The sequence below is a fragment of the Glycomyces artemisiae genome (genome assembly GCF_003002955.1).
Lineage (GTDB): Bacteria > Actinomycetota > Actinomycetes > Mycobacteriales > Micromonosporaceae > Glycomyces > Glycomyces artemisiae.
Genome location: NZ_PVTJ01000012.1, coordinates 77082 through 101157, shown reverse-complemented (window position 1 = coordinate 101157; position 24076 = coordinate 77082). Strand labels below are relative to the sequence as shown.

At 71.7% G+C, this 24076-nt stretch carries 20 protein-coding genes; 13 read left to right on the top strand and 7 right to left on the bottom strand.

The window, feature by feature from the left end:
* Positions 1–7 precede the first annotated feature (7 nt).
* On the bottom strand, positions 8–619 hold the full coding sequence (locus tag B0I28_RS24120) for a TIGR03086 family metal-binding protein (protein ID WP_181245941.1): 612 nt from the start codon (positions 617–619) through the stop codon (positions 8–10).
* Here B0I28_RS24120 and B0I28_RS24115 point away from each other — a divergent pair.
* Positions 618–1172, top strand: coding sequence for a hemerythrin domain-containing protein (locus B0I28_RS24115; protein ID WP_106366416.1), 555 nt, complete (start codon positions 618–620; stop codon positions 1170–1172). The genes B0I28_RS24120 and B0I28_RS24115 overlap by 2 nt on opposite strands.
* Here B0I28_RS24115 and B0I28_RS24110 read toward each other — a convergent pair.
* From B0I28_RS24110 to B0I28_RS27485, 4 genes are read right to left on the bottom strand one after another with little or no spacing between them, the layout of a single operon-like run.
* Positions 1169–2368, bottom strand: a complete 1200-nt coding sequence (locus B0I28_RS24110) for a CHAT domain-containing protein (RefSeq protein ID WP_106366415.1) — start codon at positions 2366–2368, stop codon at positions 1169–1171. The genes B0I28_RS24115 and B0I28_RS24110 overlap by 4 nt on opposite strands.
* A complete protein-coding gene (locus B0I28_RS24105) occupies positions 2362–3981 on the bottom strand; it encodes a tetratricopeptide repeat protein (protein ID WP_106366414.1) in 1620 nt (539 codons plus the stop codon). The genes B0I28_RS24110 and B0I28_RS24105 overlap by 7 nt, the downstream gene beginning before the upstream one ends.
* Entirely contained in the window at positions 3978–4973 is a 996-nt protein-coding gene (locus B0I28_RS24100; RefSeq protein ID WP_106366413.1) for a hypothetical protein, read from the bottom strand. Before B0I28_RS24100 ends, B0I28_RS24105 begins: the two co-directional genes overlap by 4 nt.
* Positions 4970–6232: a hypothetical protein gene (locus B0I28_RS27485; RefSeq protein ID WP_181245940.1), complete on the bottom strand. Its 1263-nt coding sequence runs from the start codon at positions 6230–6232 to the stop codon at positions 4970–4972. The genes B0I28_RS24100 and B0I28_RS27485 overlap by 4 nt, the downstream gene beginning before the upstream one ends.
* 121 nt (positions 6233–6353) lie before the next feature.
* Between B0I28_RS27485 and B0I28_RS24090 the strand changes: the two genes are divergently transcribed.
* The 3 genes from B0I28_RS24090 (at position 6354) to B0I28_RS24080 (ending at position 11484) form a co-directional block, all read left to right on the top strand.
* Positions 6354–7637, top strand: a complete 1284-nt coding sequence (locus tag B0I28_RS24090; protein WP_106366412.1) for a PA2928 family protein — start codon at positions 6354–6356, stop codon at positions 7635–7637.
* An 80-nt stretch (positions 7638–7717) separates the two neighbouring features.
* The gene (locus B0I28_RS24085) at positions 7718–8506 is read left to right on the top strand and encodes a hypothetical protein (RefSeq protein ID WP_106366411.1); all 789 of its coding nucleotides are present in this window, start codon (positions 7718–7720) and stop codon (positions 8504–8506) included.
* Positions 8507–8685: 179 nt separating this feature from the next.
* On the top strand, positions 8686–11484 hold the full coding sequence (locus B0I28_RS24080; RefSeq protein WP_106366410.1) for an Hsp70 family protein: 2799 nt from the start codon (positions 8686–8688) through the stop codon (positions 11482–11484).
* Positions 11485–12073: 589 nt separating this feature from the next.
* On the opposite strand, the gene B0I28_RS26995 is transcribed toward B0I28_RS24080, so the two are convergent.
* Both B0I28_RS26995 and B0I28_RS24075 read right to left on the bottom strand, forming a co-directional pair.
* On the bottom strand, positions 12074–13204 hold the full coding sequence (locus B0I28_RS26995; RefSeq protein ID WP_146148224.1) for a hypothetical protein: 1131 nt from the start codon (positions 13202–13204) through the stop codon (positions 12074–12076).
* Between the two features lie 151 nt (positions 13205–13355).
* Positions 13356–14198 carry a DeoR/GlpR family DNA-binding transcription regulator gene (locus tag B0I28_RS24075; RefSeq protein WP_106366409.1) on the bottom strand — a complete coding sequence of 281 codons (843 nt, stop codon included), beginning with the start codon at positions 14196–14198 and terminating at the stop codon, positions 13356–13358.
* Positions 14199–14534: 336 nt separating this feature from the next.
* Between B0I28_RS24075 and B0I28_RS24070 the strand changes: the two genes are divergently transcribed.
* From B0I28_RS24070 to B0I28_RS24030, 9 genes are all read left to right on the top strand, one after another.
* A complete protein-coding gene (locus tag B0I28_RS24070; RefSeq protein WP_106366408.1) occupies positions 14535–15596 on the top strand; it encodes a substrate-binding domain-containing protein in 1062 nt (353 codons plus the stop codon).
* A 31-nt stretch (positions 15597–15627) separates the two neighbouring features.
* Positions 15628–16431, top strand: coding sequence for an ATP-binding cassette domain-containing protein (locus B0I28_RS24065; protein ID WP_106366407.1), 804 nt, complete (start codon positions 15628–15630; stop codon positions 16429–16431).
* On the top strand, positions 16428–17666 hold the full coding sequence (locus B0I28_RS24060; RefSeq protein WP_106366406.1) for a sugar ABC transporter permease: 1239 nt from the start codon (positions 16428–16430) through the stop codon (positions 17664–17666). The genes B0I28_RS24065 and B0I28_RS24060 overlap by 4 nt, the downstream gene beginning before the upstream one ends.
* Positions 17667–17670: 4 nt before the next feature.
* The gene (locus B0I28_RS24055; protein WP_106366405.1) at positions 17671–19149 is read left to right on the top strand and encodes an FGGY family carbohydrate kinase; all 1479 of its coding nucleotides are present in this window, start codon (positions 17671–17673) and stop codon (positions 19147–19149) included.
* Positions 19142–20608 carry an FGGY-family carbohydrate kinase gene (locus B0I28_RS24050; RefSeq protein ID WP_106366404.1) on the top strand — a complete coding sequence of 489 codons (1467 nt, stop codon included), beginning with the start codon at positions 19142–19144 and terminating at the stop codon, positions 20606–20608. The genes B0I28_RS24055 and B0I28_RS24050 overlap by 8 nt, the downstream gene beginning before the upstream one ends.
* Before the next feature lie 11 nt (positions 20609–20619).
* The gene (locus B0I28_RS24045; protein ID WP_106366403.1) at positions 20620–21231 is read left to right on the top strand and encodes a histidine phosphatase family protein; all 612 of its coding nucleotides are present in this window, start codon (positions 20620–20622) and stop codon (positions 21229–21231) included.
* Complete coding sequence (locus tag B0I28_RS24040; protein WP_106366402.1) at positions 21228–22256, top strand: 2-hydroxyacid dehydrogenase; 1029 nt, start codon at positions 21228–21230, stop codon at positions 22254–22256. The genes B0I28_RS24045 and B0I28_RS24040 overlap by 4 nt, the downstream gene beginning before the upstream one ends.
* A 69-nt stretch (positions 22257–22325) precedes the next feature.
* A complete protein-coding gene (locus B0I28_RS24035; protein ID WP_106366401.1) occupies positions 22326–22910 on the top strand; it encodes a cysteine hydrolase family protein in 585 nt (194 codons plus the stop codon).
* A gap of 17 nt (positions 22911–22927) precedes the next feature.
* A complete protein-coding gene (locus tag B0I28_RS24030; RefSeq protein ID WP_106366400.1) occupies positions 22928–23842 on the top strand; it encodes a GlxA family transcriptional regulator in 915 nt (304 codons plus the stop codon).
* Positions 23843–24076 lie beyond the last annotated feature (234 nt).

Sequence of the window (24076 nt, the reverse complement as noted above, 5' to 3'; positions counted from 1 at the left end):
CGGTCTCCTACCGGGCCCCTTCGCCTTCGGGCGAGGGGGCCTTCCACTCGGGGTCGCGGCCCAGATAGGCGAGCAGCTCGTCCATGGGGTCCGCGTCGGCCGCGGCGGTCACCGCGGGGGCGAACGGCGCGTAGGGGCCGGACCGCGCGGGCCCGGTCGCCGGAACTTCGAGGGCCAAGGGCAGCACGGCGTCCAGCAGCGGGCGCGGGAACACGGGCGGGCGCCCGAGCGAGACGCCGACGTCCCAGGCGTGGACGACGTAGTCGATGAAGTGGAACCCGATCGCGGTGCGCCCCGGCACCTGCACCTCCTGGTCGGCCCCGGCGAGGATCGACCAGGTCCGCTCGGCGGCGCCCTCGGAGGCGAAGGCCGCCAGCACTTCCGCGGCCGAGGCCCGGAACGCCGCGGGGGTGGACGGGACCTCCGCCCAGGTCCGGGGCTCGAAGCCGTCGCCGCGCGCGGCGGCCGCGAACCCCAGGTTCTGGCCGGTCATGTGCGCGACGAGCCGCCCGAGGTCCCAGCCCGCGCAGGGCGTGGGCAGGTCGAGCCGCTCGGCCCCGTCCACGAGGTCGACGGTGGCGTTCAGGGCGACGGCGTGGAATTCGAGGAGTCCGGTCATGACCGGGATCATAGGCCCTCGGCGTCCGAGCGGTTACGATGCCGGACGGCGTCCTCCGGGACGCCGGGCATCGAAGGAGCACGACATCAGTTCAGAGACCGACCGCCTGGTCGCGTTCAGCACCCAACTCCGCAGCGTCCACCAGCGCCTCCGGCAGGCCCTCGACCTGGCCCGCCGCCAGATCGACGACGAGTTCGACGACAGGAACGGCGAGGACCTCCTCGTCTACTGCCGCGGCTTCTGCGCCGCACTCAGCGGCCACCACCAGAGCGAGGACCGGGGCCTGTTCCCCGAGATCACCGCCGCGCACCCCGAGCTCGAACCCGTGATCGCCAACCTCATGCGCGACCACAACATGCTCGAACACCTCCTCGGCGGCTTCGCCGCCGCGATCGACTCGGGCGCCGACGACGACACCCTCCACCGCCACCTCGACGGCATCGGCGCGGTCATGGAGACCCACTTCGGCTACGAGGAGCGCCAACTGCTGAGCATCCTCGACGCCCTCGCCCTGGAGACCGACCCGAAGGAACTTCTCGGGGACCTCGCCTAGGCGTACGCGGTGGCGAAGGCCGCCCAGATCGCGGGGGAGTCCTCCAGGCGGCCCGCCGCCTCCCAGCGGGCCGCTTTGTCGCGTTGCCAGGCGTTCAGGGCGGCGACGGGGTCGTCGGCGTCGTGGGCGGTGTTGACCGCCAGGATCGCCTCCGGGAGCACGGTCGTCGATGCCGTTGCGCCCGGGGCGAAGTGGCGCAGGCCCTCGTCGGTGGGGAGGGTCCAGCGGGTGGCGGTGACGTAGGAGGCGCCGGTGTGGACGGCGGCGGCGACGAGGCCGACGGGTTCGGCGAAGCGGACTTCGCCGCCGCTCTCGCAGGCGATGAGTGCGACCCGGTTCGGCATGCGCCAAGGGGCCGCGGGCCCGGGGCGGTGGCCCAGGAGGAGGTCGGCCGCGGTGAGGGGGCGGTGGCCGTTGACGACCGCGGCGCGGCCGGTCGTGGCGGGCCCGCAGCTCAAGTGGAGGCGGGCGTCGAGGCCGTGCTTCGCGGTCGTGACGTGGCCGACGTAGAGGAAGCGCGCGGCGCCGGCGAGGAGCGGCTCCAGGACGTCGCGGTCGAGGTCGCCGCGGCGGGCGGGGGGACCAGAGGGGACGCGACGCTCGCCCAGGGCCGTGATGAGCGGGGCGTCGTCCGGGACGTCGCCCAGGACCGATCCCAGGTCGCGGCCCGCGCCGGGGATCTTCGGGTCCAGGACCGCCACGACCGGGCCGTCCGGGTTCCAGGCGGTCCTGCGGCGCTCCGGGGCGTTGCGGACCGTCGCGGGCGGGAGGACCGAGACGTCGGCGTTCGTCACGAAGCGCTCGCCTTCATCGACTCGCAATGCCTCCCAAGGGACTTGAGCGGTCGACAGCGACGGCTGGATGCGCACGTGCGGGCGCAGGCCCCGTTCGAGGAGCGCGTTCATCTCCACGGCGAGCTGGTAGGGGATGAGCGCCGCGGCGAGGGCCGTCGCGAGCCCGGCCTCGCGGTCGCGGTCGGTCAGCGGGCCGGTGAGGGAGCGCTGGAGCGCCTGGTCCACGGTCTCGCCGGGCAGCGGCGTCGGGAGCGCCTCGGCGAGCGCGTCGAGGGCGGGCTGCACGTAGCCGGGCTCGACCATGATGTTCTGGATCGCGCCGAGTTCGTGCTCCCAGCGCCACGAGTAGTACAGCCCGTCGGCGTCGACCAGCTTGAGCTGCACGGTCGGGCGGTTCACCATGTGTCGACCACTTCGTCCGAGCGGATCGGGAACCCGTAGCGGCGCTCGGTCTCCCGGATCCACGGCTCCAATCGGGACTCCCGCCAGGGGTTGACGCGCAGCCGCGGCGGGAGGCTGAAGCGGGCGGCCGGGAAGTCCGCCGAGGTGCCGGAGACGAGGGCCGAGGCGGTGAAGGAGAGCCGTTCTCCTTGGGCGGGTTCGGGAAGCGGGACGTCCGGGGGTTCGGCGAACGGCTGGAATTCGCCGGGCGCCGAGGCGTGGAGTGAGACCGTGGCGCTCATGTGCTCCAGCAGCTCCGAGACGAGCGCGCCGTCGCGCAGGGCCGCGGCGAGGCTCAGCGCGTGGGCCATCGCGGGGATCGCCACCGTCGCGGCCCAGCGCTCCCGGGCGCGTCCGGGCGCGAAGCCGTGGCGGATCGCGTCGGTCGCGAGCGCCGAGGTGAGGGACAGGTCGAACGCGCGCCGCAGGAGCCGGGTGCGCCCGCGCGGGGTTCGGGCGGTTTCGGCCTGGGCGGTGACCGCGAACGAGCGGCGCATGTCGAGGCGGGCGAGGTGGTAGCGGGCGCCGGTCTCCTCGTAGACCTGCCAGGCGGCGAGGTAGGAATCGTCTGCCTTGTCGAAGTCGCCCGCGGCGGCCTGTAGGTCGCCTTGGACCGCAAGGGCTTCGGCGAGGACCGTCACGTGACCGGCCCGGCGCAGGGCGGTGATCGCCGGTCCGAGTAGTTCGCGCGCCGCGGCCGCGTCGCCCGCCTGGAACGCGGCGTGCGCGCGACTGTAGCGCAGTTCCGCGGCGCGCAGCGGCTGATCGCTCGCGTCGAGTGCCTGCTCGGCGGCGGCGAGGAGCCGCTGCCCGGTCGCCACGTCCCCGGCGCGCATCGCGGCCCGGCCCTGGTTGGCGACGGCGAGCGCGGCCGAGACGGGGTCGCCCGCCATGAGATGGACCTGCTCGGCGAGCCGCAGGTAGTCCATGGCAGCCTCGTGGTCGTTGAGCGACTGGGCGATCACGGCGAGGTTCGAGTACGGGTGTCCGGTCAGGCGCGGGTCGAGGGCCGCGGCGAGGCGCAGCGTCAACTGGGCGGCGGCCTCGGCCTCTTCGAGGCGTTCGAGTCCGATGAGGAGTACGGTGCGGGTGTTGTTGGCCGTCACGGCGAGGAGCCCTTCGTCGCGGCCGTCGCCGTCGCCGATGATGTCGAGCGCCCCGGTGACGTCGGCGAGCGCCTCATCGAGGCGGCCGAGGAGTTGCAGGGTCTGGCACCGGTTGACGAGGACCGAGGCGCGGACGGCGACGGTGCCGTACCGGTCGCCCGCCTGGGCTTCGGCGGCGTGGCAGGCGTCGAGTGCCTGCGCTGCGAAGCGAAGCGCCCCTTCGGTGTCGCCCTGGCCTTCGGCGAGTCCGGCGAGGTTCCCGAGCGCGCGGGCCCGGCCGTCGAGGCCCGCCGCGTCGACGTCGTCGACGTAGGTGAGTTCGAGGGCGCCGTGGAGTATCGCGATGGCTTCGACCGCTCGGCCTTTGGCCGCGAGCTTCGCGGCGCTGTTGTTCAGCTCCCGGAACTCGGCCCACCTCGGGCCGCTGGTCTCCTTGCCGCGCAGGCCGATCACGTCGTCGTCGGTCATGCCGCGGCCCGTTCGGTGAGCGTCGCGTCGGGGGAGGCGAGGCGGTCGCGCGCGAACGCGATGAGGGCCGCGCGGCGCTCGGCCCGGTCTTCGGACCGGTCCGCGGCGTAGCCGGGGGCCTGGACCTGGATCGGGCGGCCGCCGCCGAGGCGCATCGCGAAGTCGGGCGGCGCGGGCGCTTCGCCGGTGAAGGTGCCGGTGCCGGAGTCGAGGCGGAGCGGGATCTCGACGGTGTCGACGACCGCGGTCAACGCGGCCGGTGCGGCGTCGGGTGCCGCGGGGGCGGCGACGTGCAGTACCCATGCGCCGGAGCGGTGTTCGAATCGCCATGCGGCTTCGCCCGCGGCGTCGAGCGTGCGGGCCGGGACCAGGCTCCAGTCGATCGGGGCCGAACCGGACGCCACCGCGAGACCTTCCTCTGCGCCGCCCGCCGCGAGCGCCCAGTCCTCGGGCCGGAGCCGGGCCGTGTCGCGCAGCGCCACCCCGTACGAGTCCGCGAGGTCGGCGATGCCTGCCGCGAGGTCCGCGGCCTCCGGGTAGGAGACCAGCGTGCCCAGGTCGACCTCCGCGAGCGCGCGCTCCACGGCCGTGTCATCGTCCAGGAGGTGTTCGAGTCCGGCCGTGTACCAAGCGGTCTCGGCCCGCAGCAGGCCGGCCGGGAGCGCGGGGATTCCGGCGGCATGGGACGCGGGCCACCACACCCCCGCCCAGTGCAGGAACGCCAGGTTCCGGGCGGCGTCGAGCACGGGCGACTCCCATTCGGTCGCCATCGTCCCGGCCCCGGTCAGCGCCTCCGGGCCGTAGACCTCCCACAGCCAGTCGCCCGCGGCCCGCGCGTCGAAGACCTCCGCGGCCGGGTGCGCCCGCAGGTCGAGGGCGTCCCAGTACAGGAGCGCGCCGCGGGCCTCCACGAGCATCGTGCGCTCCGGGTGCGGCGGGCGGTCGCCGACGAGGATCGCGGTCGCGGTCCGCCGGACCGTGAAGGCCGTCATGACCGGTCCCCTTCGCGCTCAAGGGAACGCTTCAGCCGGTCGCGCTGGTCCATGACGACCGAGCGCAGCGCGCCGTCGAGGAGGTCCCACACCTCGTCGGCCGCGGTGGCCTCGCCGCGCAGCTCGCGGCCGTGGAGCCGCACCCACAGGCGCCTCATGTACGCCCGTCTTGTGCCGCGCACCTCCCAGCCCATCGCGGACGGGTCGGGCAGGCGCAGCACGCGGTGCACATAGGACTCGCGACGCCAGCGGTTGAGCAGGCGCGCATTGGCGTCGGAGGCCGCCTCCGGCGGCTCATCGGCGCCCAGGCCCGCGCTGGCGTCGCGGCCGAGGGCCATCGCGACGCGGCTCGGCTCCTCGGCGAGCTGCCACGGGGCTGCGGATCGTCGGATCTCGCCGGTGACGAGCGCGGGGATGTCGGCCATCGACTCGCGCTGGAACCAGGCGGTGAACGCCGCGAACAGCCGCTCCATGATGGACCGGTCGAAGGGCTTGGGCAGCTTGCGCTTCGAGGCCCGCTCGCCGAGTTCGGGGGCTGCGGGGCGGTCGCGACCGGTGAGGCCGTAGCCGAGTGCGACGCCGGGGCGGTCCAGGGACGCGGCCTCCGCGGTGCCCACCGCGGCGTCGGCGAGGGCCCGCCACAGGCGCGGGTCGGGGGCGGTCGCGCAGTCGTCGAGGAACGCGGCCACACCGGGATGCGGCTCGGCCGCGGCGGGCTCGGGACGCTGCGACCAGGCGTCGTGCAGGAGCCCGGCGAGTTCGGCGCTGCGTGCCGGGTCGGTGAGGAAGCGGCGCAGGCCGTCCACCGACACCTCGCCGCGCTCGGCGTGGACCTCGGCGACCGCTTCGGCCGCGATCTCGGCGGCGCCCGGGAGCGCGGCCGGGTCGCCGTGGACGTGCGCGAGCTCGTAGCAGCGCTGGAAGTACAGGTCCTGCGGGTGGCCCTCGGTGACGCCCGCGCGGCGGCGGGCCCGCTTGAGGAGCTGGAACCACGCGGCGGTCGCGGCGAGGGCCGGGCCCGCGTCGAGGATCGCGTTCCGGAGGGCGTCGACGTGCTCGATGGCGACGACGCCGCCGGAGAACCGCGGGTTCTGCGCGGGCCGGAGCACGAGCGGGTCCAGCAGCAGCTTGACGGTGCGCGCGAGGGGCCGCCCCGAGGCGTTGCTCAAGGGCGCCACGGCGTCGCCGAGCTGGGACCAGGCGTCGGCGACGAGCATGCCGCGCGGCACGGCCGCCGAGGCCGCGAGGCCATGGACCATGCGCGAAGTGTAGCCGGGCCGTACGACTTCCGCGGAAACCTGTGATCGGTAGGGGCCGCCGCGGGGCGACGCTGACGGCGTCGCACACCCCGCACGCCATCCCGCCCAGGAGGAGGCCCCGATGTTCCAAGACTTCCGCGCGGCCGGTCCGCTCCCGCCGCACTCGCAGCTCGTGCGCTCCCCGTACGGCACCCCTGAGCACCCGCTCGAACCGAAGCGCCGCCCCCGCGGCGCCGGCGGCAGCATGCTCGGGTTCGCCCTGCTGATGTCGGCCGGGACGTTCGTCGCCGCGACCGGCGGCGAGTACCTGACCGCGCCCGAGCCGGACGTCATGCTGCGCACCGGCATCGCGTTCTCCGCCGACGGCCTCGCGCTCGTCCCCTACGACCGCGCAGGATCGGGCGGCCTCCTCGCCGAGCTCGCCACCGACGTCAACGCGGTGCGCCTCGCCGCCGTCGACCTCGCCACCGGCGAGACGAGGTGGGACGTGCAGCTCGCCGACGAACTCGACCAGGACGCCGCCGCCGTCGGCGCGGGGGAGCAGTACGCGTACATCGCGACCGCCGAGGGCCTGGAGATCCGCGACCTCGACGACGGCGCGCTCGTCACCGGCGCAGGCGACGTCCCCGGCCTCGAAGGCGCCGGGACCGGCACGGCCGCATACGGACTCGACCCCGCGGCCGGAGTCGTCGCGCTCGGCTTCGACGGCGCCTACCGCGCTCTCGCCCTCGACGCGCTCGAAGCCGTCCCGGCCGACCCCGCCGTCGCCGAGGCCTGGACCGGCCGCCTCGCCGCCGAAGGCGCCGCGAGCCAGCTCGGCGGCATGACCACCACCGAAGCGTCCATCAGCGAGGACGCGACGGTCCGCGTCGAGCCGACCGCCCCCGGCGCCGTCACCTCCCGCCTCGTCGTCTCCGATGACGGCCGCGCCCTCGGCACCGGGACCTACACCGAGGCCGCGATCGTCCTCGACCAGACCCAGGCCACCACCGCCTGGGACATCGACCTCGACGTCGACGGCCTCATCGAAGGGCTCCTCGAAGACCCCACCGCCGCAGAAGCGCTCATCGACGACCCCACCGGGGCCATCGACCTCACCGCCCCCGCCGGGACCGCCGCAGGCGCCGCCTCCGGGCACGTCCTCGTCGAGCACCGCCGCACACCGGGCGGCGAGGACTACGCGCTCACCGTCCTCGACCTCGACACCGGGCAGACCACCGCCTCGATCGACACCACCGACCACGCCGGCCGCAGCATGACCGCCCCCGGCGGACAGACCGTCGTCATCGTCGCCCCCGCCGACGGCCGCTTCCAGAGCGACCTGCTCATCGTCGCCCCCGACGGCTCCGTCGACCGCGCCGAATTCGGCGCACTCGACCTGCTCGGCGACCCCGACACCGACTGATCCGCACCCAAACCTGTGACCGGTAGCCGCCGCTCCGGCCCGAGACTCAAGACAACAGCAACCCAGAAGGGAACACCCCGATGTTCAAGCTCATCAACACCCTCGCGCTCATCGTCGGCCTCGCCTGCACCGCGATGTTCGTCTACACCGGCCTCACCAGCGACGCGATGATCCCCTGGGTCAACGGCTGGATGGCCGGCCCGATCATCCTCCTCACCGTCCTCCCCTTCGCCATGATCGGCCGCCTCTTCGACGGGCACATGCGCGAACTCAGGGGCCAGGTCGCCAAGGGCTTCGAGAACGCCCCCATCGCCATCGGCACCGTCGTCTCCGTCTCCCGCACCGGCCTCACCGTCAACGACCAGCCGCAGCTGGAGATCCTCTTCGACGTCGACACCGCCGACGGCCAGTCGTTCCGGGCCGTCTCCCGCAGCCTCGTCGACCTCACCGAGCTCGCCGCGGTCGTCCCCGGCGCGATGCTCCCCGTCCGCTACCGGCCCGGCAGCACCGACGGCCGCGTCGTCATCGCCGTCGACGCCCCCCAGGCCGAGATGCAGGCCGCGTTCGACCGCGTCCGCGTCGCCAAGGGCCTCGTCACCCCCCGCCAGCTCCACATCGCCGAACAGGGCCTCGACGGCCGCGCCGTCGTCCTCGCGCTCGCCCCCACCGGCGAGATCCAGGGCGACCGCGCCGTCATGGACATCGACCTGCGCATCACCCGCTTCGACGGCACCACCTTCGACCTGAAGCAGCGCAAGCCCGTCGACGGGAGCGCCGTCGCCCAGATCCAGCCCGGCATGGTCGTTCGCGTCAAGTACCTCCCGCACGACGAGTCCGAGGTCGTGATCCTCACCGCCCTCAACCCCTGACGCACCCGTACCGGACCCGCCCCAGTGGAGGGTCCGGTACGGGCGGAAACGCCCGGTACCTGCACTCCGATCCCCGCCCGCGGGCCCGGCCGCGTCACCCCCGCCGGGTATCCTCGCGGGGGTCCACCGGCCCCATCGCGGACCCCCGTCCCTTCGCAGCCCCCGAGTGAGTAGGCCCCGTGAACGCTCCCGTCTGGCTCGCCGTCGACCTCGGCACCACCCACACCGTCGCCGTCATCGGCCGCGGCGGCGCCGAGCCCCGCTCCCTGCTCTTCGACGGCTCCCCGCTCCTCGCCTCCGGCGTGTACCTCGACGCCGACGGCGACTTCCACACCGGCCGCGACGCCCAGCGCCTCGCCGCCGCCGACCCCGGCCGCTTCGAGCCGCACCCCAAGCGCCGCATCGACGACGGCACCGTCCTCCTCGGCGACCGCGAAGTCCCCGTCGAAGAACTCCTCGCCACCGGCCTGCGCCGCGTCGCCGAAGAGGCCGCCGCCTCCGGCATGCGCCCCACCGACACCGTCCTCACCTTCCCCGCCGACTGGGGCCCCGTGCGCCGCGCCAAGCTCGAAGCGGCCGCCGACCTCGCCGGGATGGGGACGGTCCGGCTCCTGCCCGAGCCCATCGCCGCCGCCACCTACTGCGCCGAAGTCCTCGGCCAGGAGATCCCCGTCGGCGGCACCGTCGCCATCTTCGACTTCGGCGGCGGCACCTTCGACGTCGCCGTCGTCCGCCGCGACGAGCAGGGCCTGCGCACCCTCGCGTTCGGCGGCCTCGACGACCTCGGCGGCCTCGACGTGGACATGGCGCTCGCCGCCCACCTCGGCCGCGTCATCGCCGGACGCGATCCCGAACTGTGGAAGCGCCTCAGCGAACCCCAGACCACCGCCGACCTGCGCGACCGCCTCGCGTTCTGGGGAGAAGTGCGCGCCGCCAAGGAGATGCTCTCGCGCACCTCCACCGCGCCCGTCGCCCTCCCCGGCCACAACCCGATGGGCCTGCACCTCACCCGCGACGAACTGACGAGCCTCGCCGACCCGCTGGTCGCCCGCGCCGTCGACGAGACCCGCCGCACCGTCGAACGCGCCGGGGTCGAACCCGCCCAGCTCACCGCCGTCCTCCTCGTCGGCGGCTCCAGCCGCATGCCCCTCGTCGCGACCCGCCTCCACTCCCGGCTCGGCGTCGCCCCCTCCGTCCCCGAGCAGCCCGAACTGCCCGTCGCCTTCGGCGCCTTCACGCACGCGCTGGCCGGACCGGAGACGGCCGTGCCGAGCCCGCCCGTCACGCCGGTCGCCTACGCGCCCTACCCGGTCGGGAGCCCGCAGTACTCGCCGCAGGGCCTCCCGCCCCAGCAGAGCCCGCAGCCGACCCCCCAACCGAACCCGCATTTCCCGCCGCCGCAGCCGAGTCCGCAGTTCGCGCCCTCGCAGCCGACGCCCGCCGGGCCCTACCCGCCGCCGGGCGCCGCCCCGTACCAGCCCAAAGTCCACACTGGACCGCTGCCCACCGGCGGACCGCAGCCGAAGCGCTGGATCGGCCTCTCGGTGGCCTCCTCGATCGTCACCGTGATCGTCATCCTCATCGTGATCGCCGTGAACAACAGCAACCTCGGCGGCATCTTCGAAGACGTGACCGGCGGCGACCTCCTCGAAGGGCTCGGCGACGCCGTCGGCGACGGCGCCACCGAGGGGACCGGCCTCGACCTCGTCTACGAGCAGACCCTCGCGGGCACCGGCGCCGCATCGGTGGCCGCCGCCGACGGCAAGGCCGTCATCGCCGAAGTGGTCGACGGCAAGACCGCCGTCTCCGCGTTCGACGCCGCCGGAACGGAGCTGTGGAAGCAGGAGTACGAGCTGGAGCCGACCGAGCTGCACCTGTTCACCGTCGAGAACGTCCTCGTCATCGACGCGCTCGGCTCGGCCACCGACGAGGGCCAGAACATGCGCGCCGCCGCGTCCCTCGACACCGGCGAACTCCTGTGGAAGCAGCCCTGGATCGACCGCAACGACCTCGCGTTCTACGGCACGGACCTGCTCGTCGAGCAGCGCACCGGCTTCGACGACAACGCCGTCATCCGCATCGACCTCACCACCGGCGACGAGGTGTGGAAGAAGAAGGGCCCCGAAGACCTGTTCATCATCGACGAGTACCGCATCCGCGCCGAGACCGTCTGGGACGACGGCGGGGAGCACGCCGGGACCGCCGCCCCGAACTCGTACTCGCTCTACGACAACCTCGCGGCCGCCGACCGGGTCGTGGACCTCGATCCCTACGAGGGCACCGGGATCGTGCGCAGCGCCGCCGACGGCGACTCGCTCGTCAGCGGCGACCTGCCGCTCGACTCGTACCACTGGACCGCGTTCGACGGCCTCGCCGTCGGCAAGATCTCCGAGGACGCCTCGCCGGGCCGCACGGTCCTCGCCGGGTACTCCCTCGACGACCTCGGCGAAGTGTGGAGGCACGAGTTCGAGGCCGGCTACGCCATCACGCTCGTGAAGGCCTGCGGCGAGCACCTCGTCTGCGCCGCAATCGAGAACACCACCGCCGAGCAGTACCAGACCGTCGCGGTGAGCACCGAGACCGGCGACCTCGTGTGGGAGCTCAATTCCTTGGATTGGTCTGATGAGGAATCCTGGTACACCGCGCCAACCGGGATCGTCCACGGCAGTCAGTCTTTCGACACAGTCTCCGATGCACGCGTTGTAGATTTTGCGGGGGTGGTCCAGCAGGGCGCCAATGAGCCGTACTCCTCGATACTCGCCCTCCAGAATGGTCGCGCAGTCGTCGAGAACATCGGCTATAGCGGCACTACAACAGACTGGACAGTATTCGTCCTTGATCTTGCAACCGGCGATCGGACTCCCGTTTTCAGTACCGGGGCCGAGCTATACGAACACGTTTCGATCGCGGGGGACCTCGTGGTCGTCCACACCGGCGACGGCAAGGCTCTGATCCTCATGGCCTCGGGCCTAAATTGACTCAACTGATAGGGCGGGACGCTAGTAGCTTTCGGCAAGAGCTGGTCCGCGATGCACGCCACTTGCATGTAATAGAAGAGCTAACGCAACCTGTCTGACTCAATAATCACATGCAAGTGGCCAACTGAAGCAAGGATGCTCTACCTACCTCAAAAGTGCTGTCCGATTAGACGAGCAGTTTGAAGGAAGTGCAGTTTAGACAGCCTCGATGATGCGACCAGCTGACCGAACCAGGTGCTGAGACTGAGTTCTCATTATTGGTTCCGTTATGCCAGTAAGTCTGGTCATTTATTCTCACTCCGAGTGCGCCCTCGCAGTTCCCACGAGGATAGTAGGTGCTTGAGGCGATGGTCGAGGAGTTCTTGCCTCTCACAGTCCCTGTGCACTGAGTACGAGGTACGTCAACCAGACCAGCGTAAGCGGCAGTTGCCGCTGCAGAGACACTTCCGACGGAGATCAAGCTGGCCACCAATAGGCTGGAGATGTAGATTCGCATTTTTGAGTATACTTTCAAGTATTTTCCTTTCGTGATCGGAATGATCGATGAAGCCTTAGGGGTATCTACGCGCGACGACGTTCTCACAACGCTTCACAAAAATGTAAATAAAGATCCGTCGGATGGATCTTGCAAGAATTTTTGAGCGTTCGCGAGGTATTCGTTGACTTGCTCCTCCCATGCGTATACTTCGACCTCTCTAGGGAGGAGGTACTCCACGTACATGCGAGCCCATGCATCTTCGGGAGCACCACGAAGTCCGGAAGCTTCGGCGCATCGCGAAAAATCTAGTGCCAATGCGAACTCAAGTTCTTTCAGCTCTTCAGGAGTTCCAGCGTCAGCAAATCGCTGTATATTGGAAAGAGTACTGCTTTCGGAGGCCCCCTCGTACAGTTGGCTCAATTCGGCGGCAATGGGAAGGTATCCGAACTCATCAAACTCCCATTGGCCGTAGCCTGCTCGTTCGATGCAATCCAGGAAATCCCGCTCCTCTTCAGCGTAAACTTCTGAGAACTGACTGTACAGATCACCATCTGAAACCCATGTGAGAGGACTTTCGATTGATGGCCTGGACCAGACTCCTCCTGATTCAGTCTGGATATATCTCGGTTCGCCGTACACAGCTTCTATAGATTTGAGTTCGCAGCCGGAAAACTCGGCTGATTCAGAGAAAGCCAATCCGTTAGTTGATTCATTCTGAAGATTTTCTTCGAATGCAAGACGTTCAGCGCCCATGAATGATTCAAGCCATTCGCGTTGGTATGCATCGTCTGATGCAGCCCATTCTTCAATTGCTTTAGATTCGCTTGGATCCTGCCAGCCAAGCTCGTCGGCGGCAAAAGCAATATACTCTGGGCTTTCTGCCACTTCGTTCGCGGAATCTGTATCAGTGTAATACAGCCAAATTCCAAATCCGAAACTCTCAGCCTGCTCAACATTTGGAATCTTGCTGTATGGCGAGGCAAATCCTTCAAATCTGTCGGGAACCATCCCGCCATTCAATGCAAATGGATGTTGGATCGTGAAACCTAGATCCTGCATACACATGCTCGCCACCCGCGATTCCGTCTGTGCGAGTTCCCAAGACAATTCCGAACCGTGTGTGAGGCTCTGCTCAATTCGTGAGATATCTTGTGAGGTCACCTCGACCTGTTCTGTTCTTGAGCAAGCAGAAAGAAGCAGGGCACCGGCGATCAGTGTCGATATCGAAGGGTGTATTGGCACCTGCGGCCTTTCTTGGAGGGGACTGGTGCGTAATGCTAATGGTAGCTAAGTTGGCGGAACTTTGTCAACGTTTTCCAACTCTGGGTAGTGGCCCATGGCGACCGGCAACCGCGCCCACTTTGGCTGCTTGCCACTGTTGGTTGTCAGTTCGTCATCGACTTAGGGCTGAAAAATCCGACATTGGGAACCAATTGGGTGACTCACCGGCGACGGGCGGGCCCAGGTGCTCGCCGCCTCCGGGCTCGGGGAGTAACTCCGCGGGCGCCACAAGGACTTTCGCGGCCGTCGACTGGAGCTCCTCCAGCCGCGCCGCCGGGATGTCCGGGTCGACCACGACCAGATCGAAGTCGGCGACCGGCGCGAGCCGGTAGAGCCCGCGGCGCTGGAACTTGGTGTGGTCCACCAGGAGCACGCGGCGGTCGCATGCGTCCATCAACGCGCGCTTCACCGCCACGGTCTCGGGCGACTGGTGGTAGCACGAGCCGCGCGTGATCGCCGTGGTCGACGCGAACAGCAGGTCCGCGTGCAGGCTCGACACCGAGTCCACTGTGCGCAGTCCCAGGTAGGCGTCGTACGCCGGGTAGTACGTGCCGCCCAAGGAGATCAGCTCGATCCCCGGGCTCCCCGCGAGCGTCTGGATCACCGGCCCGAAGTACGTGATCACCGTGAGCGGCGCGCGCTCGGGGAGCAGCTCGGCGAGCGCGAGCGCCGTCGTGGACTCGTCCAGGAGCACCGACTGCCCGGGTTTGACCAGGCGCAGCGCCGCCCGCGCGATGGCCTCCTTCGCTTCCGCCATGGCGCCCATGCGGTGCCGCACGTCGCCGTGGAACGCCGTCGAGGGCTGCGCGGTCGCGCCGCCGCGCACCTTCCGCAGCCAGCCCTCCCGCTGGAGGTAGTCGAGGTCGCGGCGGATCGTCATGGTCGTGACGCCGAGGTCGGCGGCGAGCTGCTCGATGCGCACGAACCCCTCGTCCACCACGCGGGTCCTGATCATTTCGCGGCGGGCGCGCGGCGCGCGGCCCCCTTCGCCTGCGGGATCGGGTTCCGGCGCCATGGTCGACCTCTGTTCGTTCCGTGTGAAGTGAACAACCCCCGCGAGCCGCGCGGGCCGGGAGTCCGGGCCTCCTGAGCGGCGTCTCCCTCGCTGCAAGGCAAGCGGTGACGGCCGCCCCGGTGTGCGGCTCCGGACCTTCTTAACACAATCCTGCGGTCGCTTACAACACCGATCCTGTTCGTTTCGCGCGCGGTAGTGACATCCGGGCCGGTGCGGGTCTACGGTCGCAGTCACGACACAACCCCTCCCGTCAGGGAACCGACAAAGGAGTCGTCGATGAGCAGACTTGCAGCTGGTGCCCTCACCGGCGTGCTGGCCCTGGCCGCCCTCGCGGCCTGCGCCGAAGAGCCCGGGACGGGCGAAGGCGGGGACGGCGCCGGGACGGTCGCCTTCCTCATGCCCGACCTCGCCTCGACCCGCTACGAGCAGTACGACGCGCCGCTGTTCGAGCAGCGCATGGGCGAGCTGTGCGCCGACTGCGAGGTGATCTACCAGAACGCCGACTCGGACGCGGCCCTCCAGCAGCAGCAGGCGAACTCGGCCATCGCGCAGGGCGCCGAGGTGATCGTGATCGACCCGGTCGACTCGACCGCCGCGGCCACGATCGTGCAGACCGCGCAGTCCCAGGGCGTCAAGGTCGTCGCCTACGACCGCCCCATCCCCGACAAGCCCGCGGACTTCTACATCTCCTTCGACAACGAGGCGATCGGCGAGGCCATCGGCCAGTCGCTCGTGGACCACCTCGACGCCGAGGGCGCCGAAGGGGGCCTGCTCCAGGTGAACGGCTCGCCGACCGACGCCGCGGCCGGACTCATCAAGCAGGGCATCCACAACGCGATCGACGACTCCGGGTACGCGCTCCTCGCCGAGTACGACACCCCGGACTGGTCGCCCGAGGACGCACAGCAGTGGGTCGGCGGCCAGATCGCCCAGTTCGACGGGCAGATCGCGGGCGTCGTCGCCGCGAACGACGGCACCGGCGGCGGCGCGATCGCCGCGTTCAAGGCCGCCGACGCGGAAGTGCCCCCGATCACCGGGAACGACGCCGAGCTGGCCGCGATCCAGCGGATCATCGCGGGGGACCAGTACAACACCATCTCCAAGCCGATCAGCATCGTCGCCGAGGCCGCCGCCGACGCCGCGTACGCGCTCATGCAGGGCGAGGAGCCCGAGGCCACGCACGACCTGTTCGACACCCCGTCGCAGCTGTTCGAGCCCACGGTGGTCACGCAGGAGAACCTCGCCGAGGTGGTCTTCGGCCCCGAGGGCGTGCTCGCCGTCGAGGACGTCTGCACGCCCGAGTACGCCGACGCCTGCGCCGCGCTCGGCATCGCGTAACCCCTTCGCACGTAAAGGAACAGACCAGACCATGACGAAGACAGGAGCGGCGACGGTGCTGTCGCTGCGCGGGATCTCCAAGAGCTTCGGCGCGGTCGCCGCCCTCGCCGACGTCGACCTCGACGTCGGCGAGGGGGAGGTCGTCGCGGTCGTCGGCGACAACGGCGCCGGGAAGTCCACGCTCGTGAAAGTCCTCGCGGGCGTCCACCCGCCCGACTCGGGGACGATCGAGTTCGAGGGCCGCGAGGTGCGGCTCGAATCGCCGACGCAGGTCCACGCCCTCGGGATCGCCACCGTGTTCCAGGACCTCGCGCTGTGCGAGAACCTCGACGTGAAGGCGAACCTGTTCCTGGGCAGGGAGATCCGGCCGTTCCTCCTCGACGACGTCGCCATGGAGAAGCGGTCCTGGGAGCTGCTGCGCCAGCTCTCGGCGAAGATCCCCACGTTGAGCGTGCCCGTGGCGGCGCTCTCGGGCGGGCAGCGCCAGACCGTCGCCATCGCCCGGTCGCTCCTGGGCGACCCGAAGGTGATCCTCCTCGACGAGCCGACCGCCGCGCTCGGCGTGGCCCAGACCGCCGAAGTCCTCAACCTCGTGGAGCGCCTGCGGGACAAGGGGCTCGGCGTGGTCATGATCTCCCACAACATGGAGGACGTGCGCGCGGTCGCCGACCGGGTGGCCGTGCTCCGCCTGGGCCGCAACAACGGCGTCTTCGACGCCCGCACCGTGTCCACTGAAGACATCATCGCGGCGATCACGGGCGCCGCCGACAACGTCGTGGCGCAGCGGGCCTCCCGCACCGCCGACCGCACTTCCCAAGGGAGCGACCCCCGATGAGCCCCGAGACCCCCGCCCTCGACCTCCAGGACGAGCGCCTCGTCGCCCCGCAGACCCTCGGCGACGCCGTGCGCGCCGCGTTCCGGCGAGTGCGCGACGGCGACCTGGGGATGCTCCCCGTCTTCGGCGGGATCGTCGTCATCTGGACGGTGTTCCAGCTCCTCAACCGCACGTTCCTGTCGAGCACGAACCTCGTCAACCTGTCGTTCGACATCGTTCCCGTCGGGTTCCTCGCGCTCGGGATCGTGTGCGTGCTCCTGGTCGGCCAGATCGACCTGTCCGTCGGCTCGGTCAGCGGCGTCGCCGCCGCCGTCACCGCGCTCGTCATGGTCCGCTACGAGCAGCCGATCTGGCTCGCGATCCTCGCGGCCGTCGCCACCGGGTGCCTCATCGGGTTCGTGTACGCGCAGGGCTTCAACCGGTTCGCGGTGCCCTCGTTCGTGATGACCCTCGCCGGGCTCCTCGCGTTCCTCGGCGTGCAGCTGTGGCTGCTGCGCGGCCAGAACGCCGTCAACCTGCCGTACGACTCCGACCTGGTGCAGTTCGCCCAATTGTGGTTCGTGCCGGAGTGGATGTCGTACCTGTTCGCCATCATTGCAGCGGCGGGGTTCCTCGGCACGAGCCTTGCGGGGGCGCGCACGCGCAAGGCGGCCGGGCTGTCCGCGCCCTCGCCGCGGCTGCTGGTGTTCCGCGCGGCTCTGGTGCTCGCCGCACTCGGCTTCACCGTGTTCTACCTGAACAAGACCCGCGGCGTCGCCTGGATGTTCGTGCTGTTCGTCGTCGTGGTCCTCGTCATGCACTACGTGCTCTCGCGCACGAAGTTCGGGCGGTCGATCTACGCGGTCGGCGGGAACCCCGAGGCCGCGCGCCGCGCGGGCATCAACGTGAAGTCCGTGTACGCGTGGACGTTCGTGATGTGCTCGACCCTCGCGGCCGTCGGCGGCGTGCTCGCCGCCGCCCGCCTCGCGGCCGCCACCCAGTCCACCGGCACCGGCGACGTCAACCTGAACGCCATCGCCGCGGCCGTCATCGGCGGCACCAGCCTGTTCGGCGGGCGCGGCTCGGCGTTCTCGGCGCTCCTCGGCATCCTGGTGATCCAGTCGATCTCCAGCGGCCTGACGCTGCTCAACCTCGACTCGTCGTACCGGTTCATGATCACCGGCGCGGTCCTCGTCCTCGCCGTCGCGCTCGACTCGTTCGCGCGCCGCTCGCGCCAGGCGCACGGGAGAGGATGACGCCATGACCTCCATCTCGATCGACGCGGGCACCACCGCGATCAAGGCCGTCGCCCACGCCGACGACGGCACGGAGCTCGCCGTCGTCCGCGGCGCGGTCGGCGTGCAGCGCCCCCGCACCGGCTGGGCCGAGCAGGACATGGCCGAGGTCTGGCGCGAGACCGCCGCGGCCGTCCGCGAAGCGGCCCGGCACCTCCCGGGCCCGCCCGACATGATCGCCCTGACCGCCCAAGGCGACGGCTGCTGGCTCGTCGACGCCGACGGCGCGCCGACCGGCCCGGCCGTCCTGTGGTCCGACGGGCGCGCGGCGCCAATAGTGGACCGCTGGCGGGACGCAGGGATCCTCGACGAGGCGTTCCGCGCCAACGGATCGCTCACGTTCCCGGGCCTGCCGAACGCCGTCCTCGCCTGGCTCGCCGAGCACGACCCCGACCGCCTCGACCGGTCCCACGCCGCGCTCACCTGCGGCGGCTGGGTCTTCCACAACCTGACGGGCCTGTTCGCGGCCGACGAGTCCGACGCCTCCGCGCCGTTCCTCGACCCCGCGACCCGCGACTACGCGCCGCGCCTCGTCGAGCTGTTCGGCCTCTCCCGGGCCGCCCGCCTCCTTCCGCAGGTCCTCGGCGACGGCCGGCGCGCCGCCGCGCTGCGCCCCGAAGCCGCCGCGGCGCTCGGACTCCCGGCCGGAGTACCGGTCGTCATGGCGCCCTACGACGTCGCGTCCACCGCGATCGGCGCCGGAGCCGCCACCGCGGGCACGGGCTGCGCGATCCTCGGGACCACCCTGTGCACCGAGATCGTACGCACCGGGACCGACACTTCCGGCGAACCGGCCGGGCTCACCGTCGCCCTCGACTCGACCGGCCAGTGGCTCCGCGTCTACCCGACCCTCGCCGGGACCGAGGTGATCGACTGGGCCACAGCCATGCTCGGCCTCGACACCCCGGAGGAACTCGGCGACCTCGCCGAACTCGCGCCGCCGGGCGCGGGCGGCCTGGTGTTCCTCCCGTACCTCTCCCCGGCCGGGGAGAGGGCCCCGTTCCTCGACACCGCCGCCCGCGGCACCTTCTGGGGCCTCACCCTCGAACACGACCGCGAGCACCTCGCCCGCGCCGTCTTCGAGGGCCTGAGCCTCACCATCAAGGACTGCCTCGCCGCCTCCGGCGCGGCAGTCGACGAGCTGCGCCTGTGCGGCGGCGGCGCGGGCAGCGACCTGTGGTGCCGGATGATCGCCGACGCCACCGGCGTTCCGGCCGTGCGCACCGCCGACACCGAGATCGGCGCGAAGGGCGCGTTCCTGTCCGGCCTCGTCGCCACCGGCGCCGAACCCGACCTGGCAACGGCCGCAGCGAAGTACGTGCGCCCCGGCGACCGGTTCGAACCCGAGGACGCAGGGCTCTACGACGACCTCTACGCGCAGTTCCTGGCGCTGCGCGACGTCGCCCGCGCGGGCTGGCGGGTCCAGGCGGGACGCCGTGGCTGACCGCGTCTGGATCGGCGCCGACCTCGGCACGCAGAGCGTCCGCGTGCTCGCCGTCGACGACGCCGGACGCGTCCTCGGCCGGGGCTCCGCGCCGCTCACCGGGACCCGCGACGGCGCCCGCCACGAGCAGGACCCCGAGCAGTGGTGGACCGCGTTCTGCACCGCCGCCCGCGAAGCGACCGCGGCCCTCGACGCCGCCCGCATCGCCGGGTTCGCCGCCGACGGCACCTCCGGCACGATCCTCCTCGCCGACGACGCGGGCCGCCCCGCCACGCCGGGCCTCATGTACGACGACGCCCGCGCCGCGGCGGAAGCCGAGCGCGTCAACGAGTCCGGCGCCGAAGTCTGGGACCGCCTCGGCTACCGGCGCATGCAGCCGGGCTGGGCGCTCCCCAAGCTCCTCCGGCTGGTGGAGCAGTCCGAGGGCGGAACCCGGCTGCTCCACCAGCCGGACCTCATCACCTGGCGCCTCGCGGGCCGCCGGCTCGCCGCCGACGCCAGCCACGCCCTCAAGACCGGCTACGACCTCGTCGAGGAGCGCTGGCCCGCCGAGGTCCTCGACGCGCTCGGCATCCCCTTGTCGCTCATGCCGGACGTGGTCCGGCCCGGCACCGTCATCGGCGACGTCGGCCCCGCGGGCGCCGCGGCCACCGGCATCCCCGCCGGGACGCCGATCATCGCCGGGATGACCGACGGCTGCGCGGCACAGCTCGCGGGCGGCGCGCTCGCCACCGGCTCCTGGAACTCGGTCCTCGGCACCACACTCGTCCTCAAGGGAGTGTCGGAGCACCTGGTGCGCGACCCCGGCGGCGTCGTCTACTGCCACCGCGGCCCCGGCGGCACCTGGCTGCCCGGCGGCGCCTCCTCCAGCGGCGCCGGGGCCCTCGCGCGGCTCCTCCCGGGCGCCGACCTCGACGCGCTCACCGCCGTCGCCGCCGAACGCGGCCCCGGGCCCGTCGTCTACCCGCTCGCCGGGACCGGCGGCGAGCGGTTCCCCTTCGCCGCAGCCGATCTCGAACCGTTCACGCTCGGCACCACCGACGACGACGCCGACGTCCTCAGCGGCGTCCTCACCGGCCTCGCCTGCGTCGAGCGCCTCTGCTTCGACTACCTCGACCACCTCGGCGCGCCCGTCGGCGGCGACCTCGCCTTCACCGGCGGCGGCAGCGCCAACCGGTACTGGTCCCAGCTGCGCGCCGACCTCCTCGGACGGCCCGCGCGCCTCCCCGCGCACGCCGAGTCCGCCGCCGGGATGGCCGTCCTCGCCGCCACCTCCACCGGTACATCCCTAGTGGACGCCGCGGCGCGGATGACCGGCACCGGCGAGCGCGTAGAGCCGGACGCGTCCCGGCACCGCGCGCTCACCGACCTCTACCTGCGCTTCACCGACCATCTCCATGAGCGGGGCCGGATCGACCGGCCGTTCACCGCCCATGTCCACCGGAGGGCCGAACACTGACCGACATCGTGATGGTGCGCCACGGCGAGACCGTCTGGCACGCCGAGAACCGGTACACCGGGACCACCGACGTCCCGCTCACCGACCGCGGCCGCGACCAGGCCCGCAGCCTCGGCGCGTGGGCCGCGGGCGCCGGACTCGCCGCCGTCTGGTCCTCCGACCTGACGCGCGCCGTCGAGACCCTCGCGCCCGCCGCCGCCTCGACCGCCCTGCCGCCCTTCAGGGACGACCGCCTCCGCGAGGTCGCCTTCGGCGACGGCGAGGGCCTCACCGGCGCCGAGATGCGCGAGCGGTTCCCGGACCGCTACGCCGCCTTCGAGAAGGACCCCGTCGGCGACCACCTCCCCGGCGGGGAGGACCCCGTCGCCGCCGTCGCCCGCGCCAGCGCCTGCCTCGACGAGATCGCCGCCGCCCACGAGGGCGGGCGCGTGCTCGTCGTGTGGCACTCGACGCTCATGCGCCTCGTCCTGTGCGACTGGCTCGGCATCCCGCTCTCGGAGTACCGGCGGCGGCTCCCCGTGGTGCGCAACGTGGGGCTCACCGAAGTGCGGGTCGCCGGAGGGCGGCGCTCGCTGCTCCAGTTCAATACCCCCGTCTGGACCGATGAGGAGGACCACCGATGACCCGAGTGCTCGCCGCGGGCGACAGCTTCGTCCTGCCCGGCCTGCTCGCCGCCGCGCTGCGCGAGCGCGTCGACGGCCTGGAGATCGCCGAGCTCGCCCTGGACTGGCCGGACACGCCGTTCGGGCCCGTCGCCGAAGTCGTCGAGGCCTCCGGCACCGAGGACGCGATCATCGATGCGCTGCAAGGCGTCCGCGTGTGCGTCACGCAGATGGCGCCGATCACCGCGCGGGTCCTGGAGGCCTGCCCGGACCTCGCGTTCGTGGCCGTGGGCCGCGGCGGGCCGGTGAACGTCAACCTCGACGCGGCCACGAAGCACGGCGTCGCGGTCTCCAGCGCCCCCGGCCGCAACGCCACCGCCACCGCGGAGCACACGATCGCGCTCATGCTCGCCGCGATGCGCCGCATTCCGCAGGTCCACGGCGACCTCGCCGCGGGGACCTGGCGCGGCGACTACTACCGGTACGACTCGGTGGGCCTGGAGCTGGAGGGCCGCACGGTCGGCCTGATCGGCTACGGCGCCATCGGGATCCGGGTGGCGCGCATCGCGGGCGGCTTCGGCGCGCGCGTCGTCGTCCACGACCCGTACGTCGACCCGGCGCTCCTCGCCGGGATCGCCGAGCCGCTCGGCCTGCCCGAACTCCTCGCGCAGTCCGACGTGCTGTCGCTCCACGCCCGACTCACCCCGGACACGCGCGGCATGATCGGCGCCGCCCAGATCGCGGCGATGCCGGCCGGCTCGGTCCTCGTCAACTGCGCCCGCGGCGCGCTCGTCGACTACGACGCGGTCTGCGACGCCCTCGACGCCGGCCACCTCTTCGCGGCCGCGTTCGACGTCTACCCCGAGGAGCCCATCCCCGCCGCGTCCCGCCTCCTGCGCACCGACGGGATCGTCATGACCCCGCACCTCGCGGGCGCCAGCCGCGAGACCGCCCACAACGCCGCCCGCATCACCGCCGAGGAGACCGCTCGCTTCCTCGCGGGCGAACCCCTCCTCCACTGCCAGAACCCGGACGTCTTCGGCTGACCGGATCGTTCCGGTCCCGGCCGGGATCGTGCCTGTCGCCGCGGGCTCCGCGGCGGCAGGATTGAGGGCATGAACCGAGCGCTGATCGTCATCGACGTCCAAGAGTCCTTCCGGCAGCGGCCCAACTGGGCCGCGACCTCCGACCCCGACGTGGCCGACAAGGTCGCCCGCCTGGTCGACCACGCACGCGCCAAGGGCGACCTGGTCGTGTGGGTGCTCCACCACGAGCCCGGCACCGGCAACGTGTTCGACCCCGACCGCGGCTTCTGCACCTACATCGAGGGCCTCAAGCCCGAAGCGGGCGAGATCGAGGTCGCCAAGACCTCGCACAACGCGTTCTCCACCACGAACCTCCAGCAGGTCCTCACCGAGCGCGGCATCCGCGAGGTCGCGATCAGCGGCATCCGCACCGAGCAGTGCTGCGAGACGACCGCGCGGGTCGCCTCCGACTTCGGGTACACCGTGGACTTCGTGGTCGACGCCACCGCGACCCACCCGATCCCGCACTGGGACGCCGACCCCGACCGGTCCGTCGAGGAGGTCCTGGCCGACCCGCTGACGCTCCAGACCGCGGACGTGATCGAGCGCACGGTCTATGCGCTGGCGGGCCGGTTCGCGACGATCAGTACTGTCGAGGAAGTGATCGCGCGCTGACCGGATCGGGAGGCCCCATGACCCGCGTCGTCTTCCTGCTGGTGCCGCAGGTGCACCTGCTCGACCTGGCCGGACCGGCCCAGGTGTTCTCGACGGCCGCCGACCTCGGGCTGGACTACCGCACCGAGTACGTCGCCGACCGCGAGGACGTGCCGACCGCGCAGGGCCTCCCGCTGCGCGCGGGCACCGAGTGGCCGGACCTGGAGTCAGGGGACCTGGTCCTCGTGCCGGGGTGGCGGTCCCCGAAGACCGCGGGCGGGCCGCGCCTCACCGATGCCCAAGTGGCGCAGGTGCAGGCGCATCATGCGCGCGGCGGCACCGTCGGGTCCGTCTGCTCCGGGGCGTTCGCGCTCGGGCAGGCCGGGCTGCTCGACGGCCGCCGCTGCACCACCCACCACTCGCTCCAGGACGAGCTGGCGCGCCGCTTCCCGGCCGCGACGGTGGAACGGGACCGGCTGTTCACCACGGACGGCCGGGTCGTGACGTCCGCGGGGATCGCCAGCGGCATCGACCTGGCGCTGCACCTGGTCGCCGTGCGGCACGGCCCGGCCGCGGCCGCGCAGATCGCCCGCGAGATGGTCGTCTACGCGCGGCGCGGCGGCGACGCCGCGCAGGACTCGGCGATGCTGCGGCACCGCTCGCACCTGTCCGACGCGGTGCACCGCGTCCAGGACCTCATCGACGTGCGGTTCGCCGAGCCGCTGCGCCTCGCCGACCTCGCTTCCGCCGCAGGCGTTTCCGAGCGGACCCTCACCCGCCGCTTCACCGAGTCGACCGGCCTGACGCCGCTGCGCTACCAGTCGGTGCTGCGCCTCGAACGCGCCGAGCACCTGATCGCCCAAGGGAGCCCGGTCGAGTCCGCCGCCCGCGCGGTCGGTTTCGGCGACGCCCGGATGCTGCGGCGCCTGCGCTCGGCGCGGTTCCAGAGCTGATGCGTTTCAGTGGGTGGGCCTCTTGCACCTTGCGGGTGCGTTGGGGGTGGGGTTAGTGCGGGCGGCGACGAAGGGGTGGGTGGCGGGGCAGGGTGCGCGGGTTGCCTTGGGGCAGTGGGGGTTGGGGGCGGAACGTGAGGATGTTCCCCACCTGTGGGTGATGACAGTGACACCTGGTGCGAGGGATGATTGGGGTACGCACAGGGACAGGGAAATCGTACAGGTGTCGGGCGG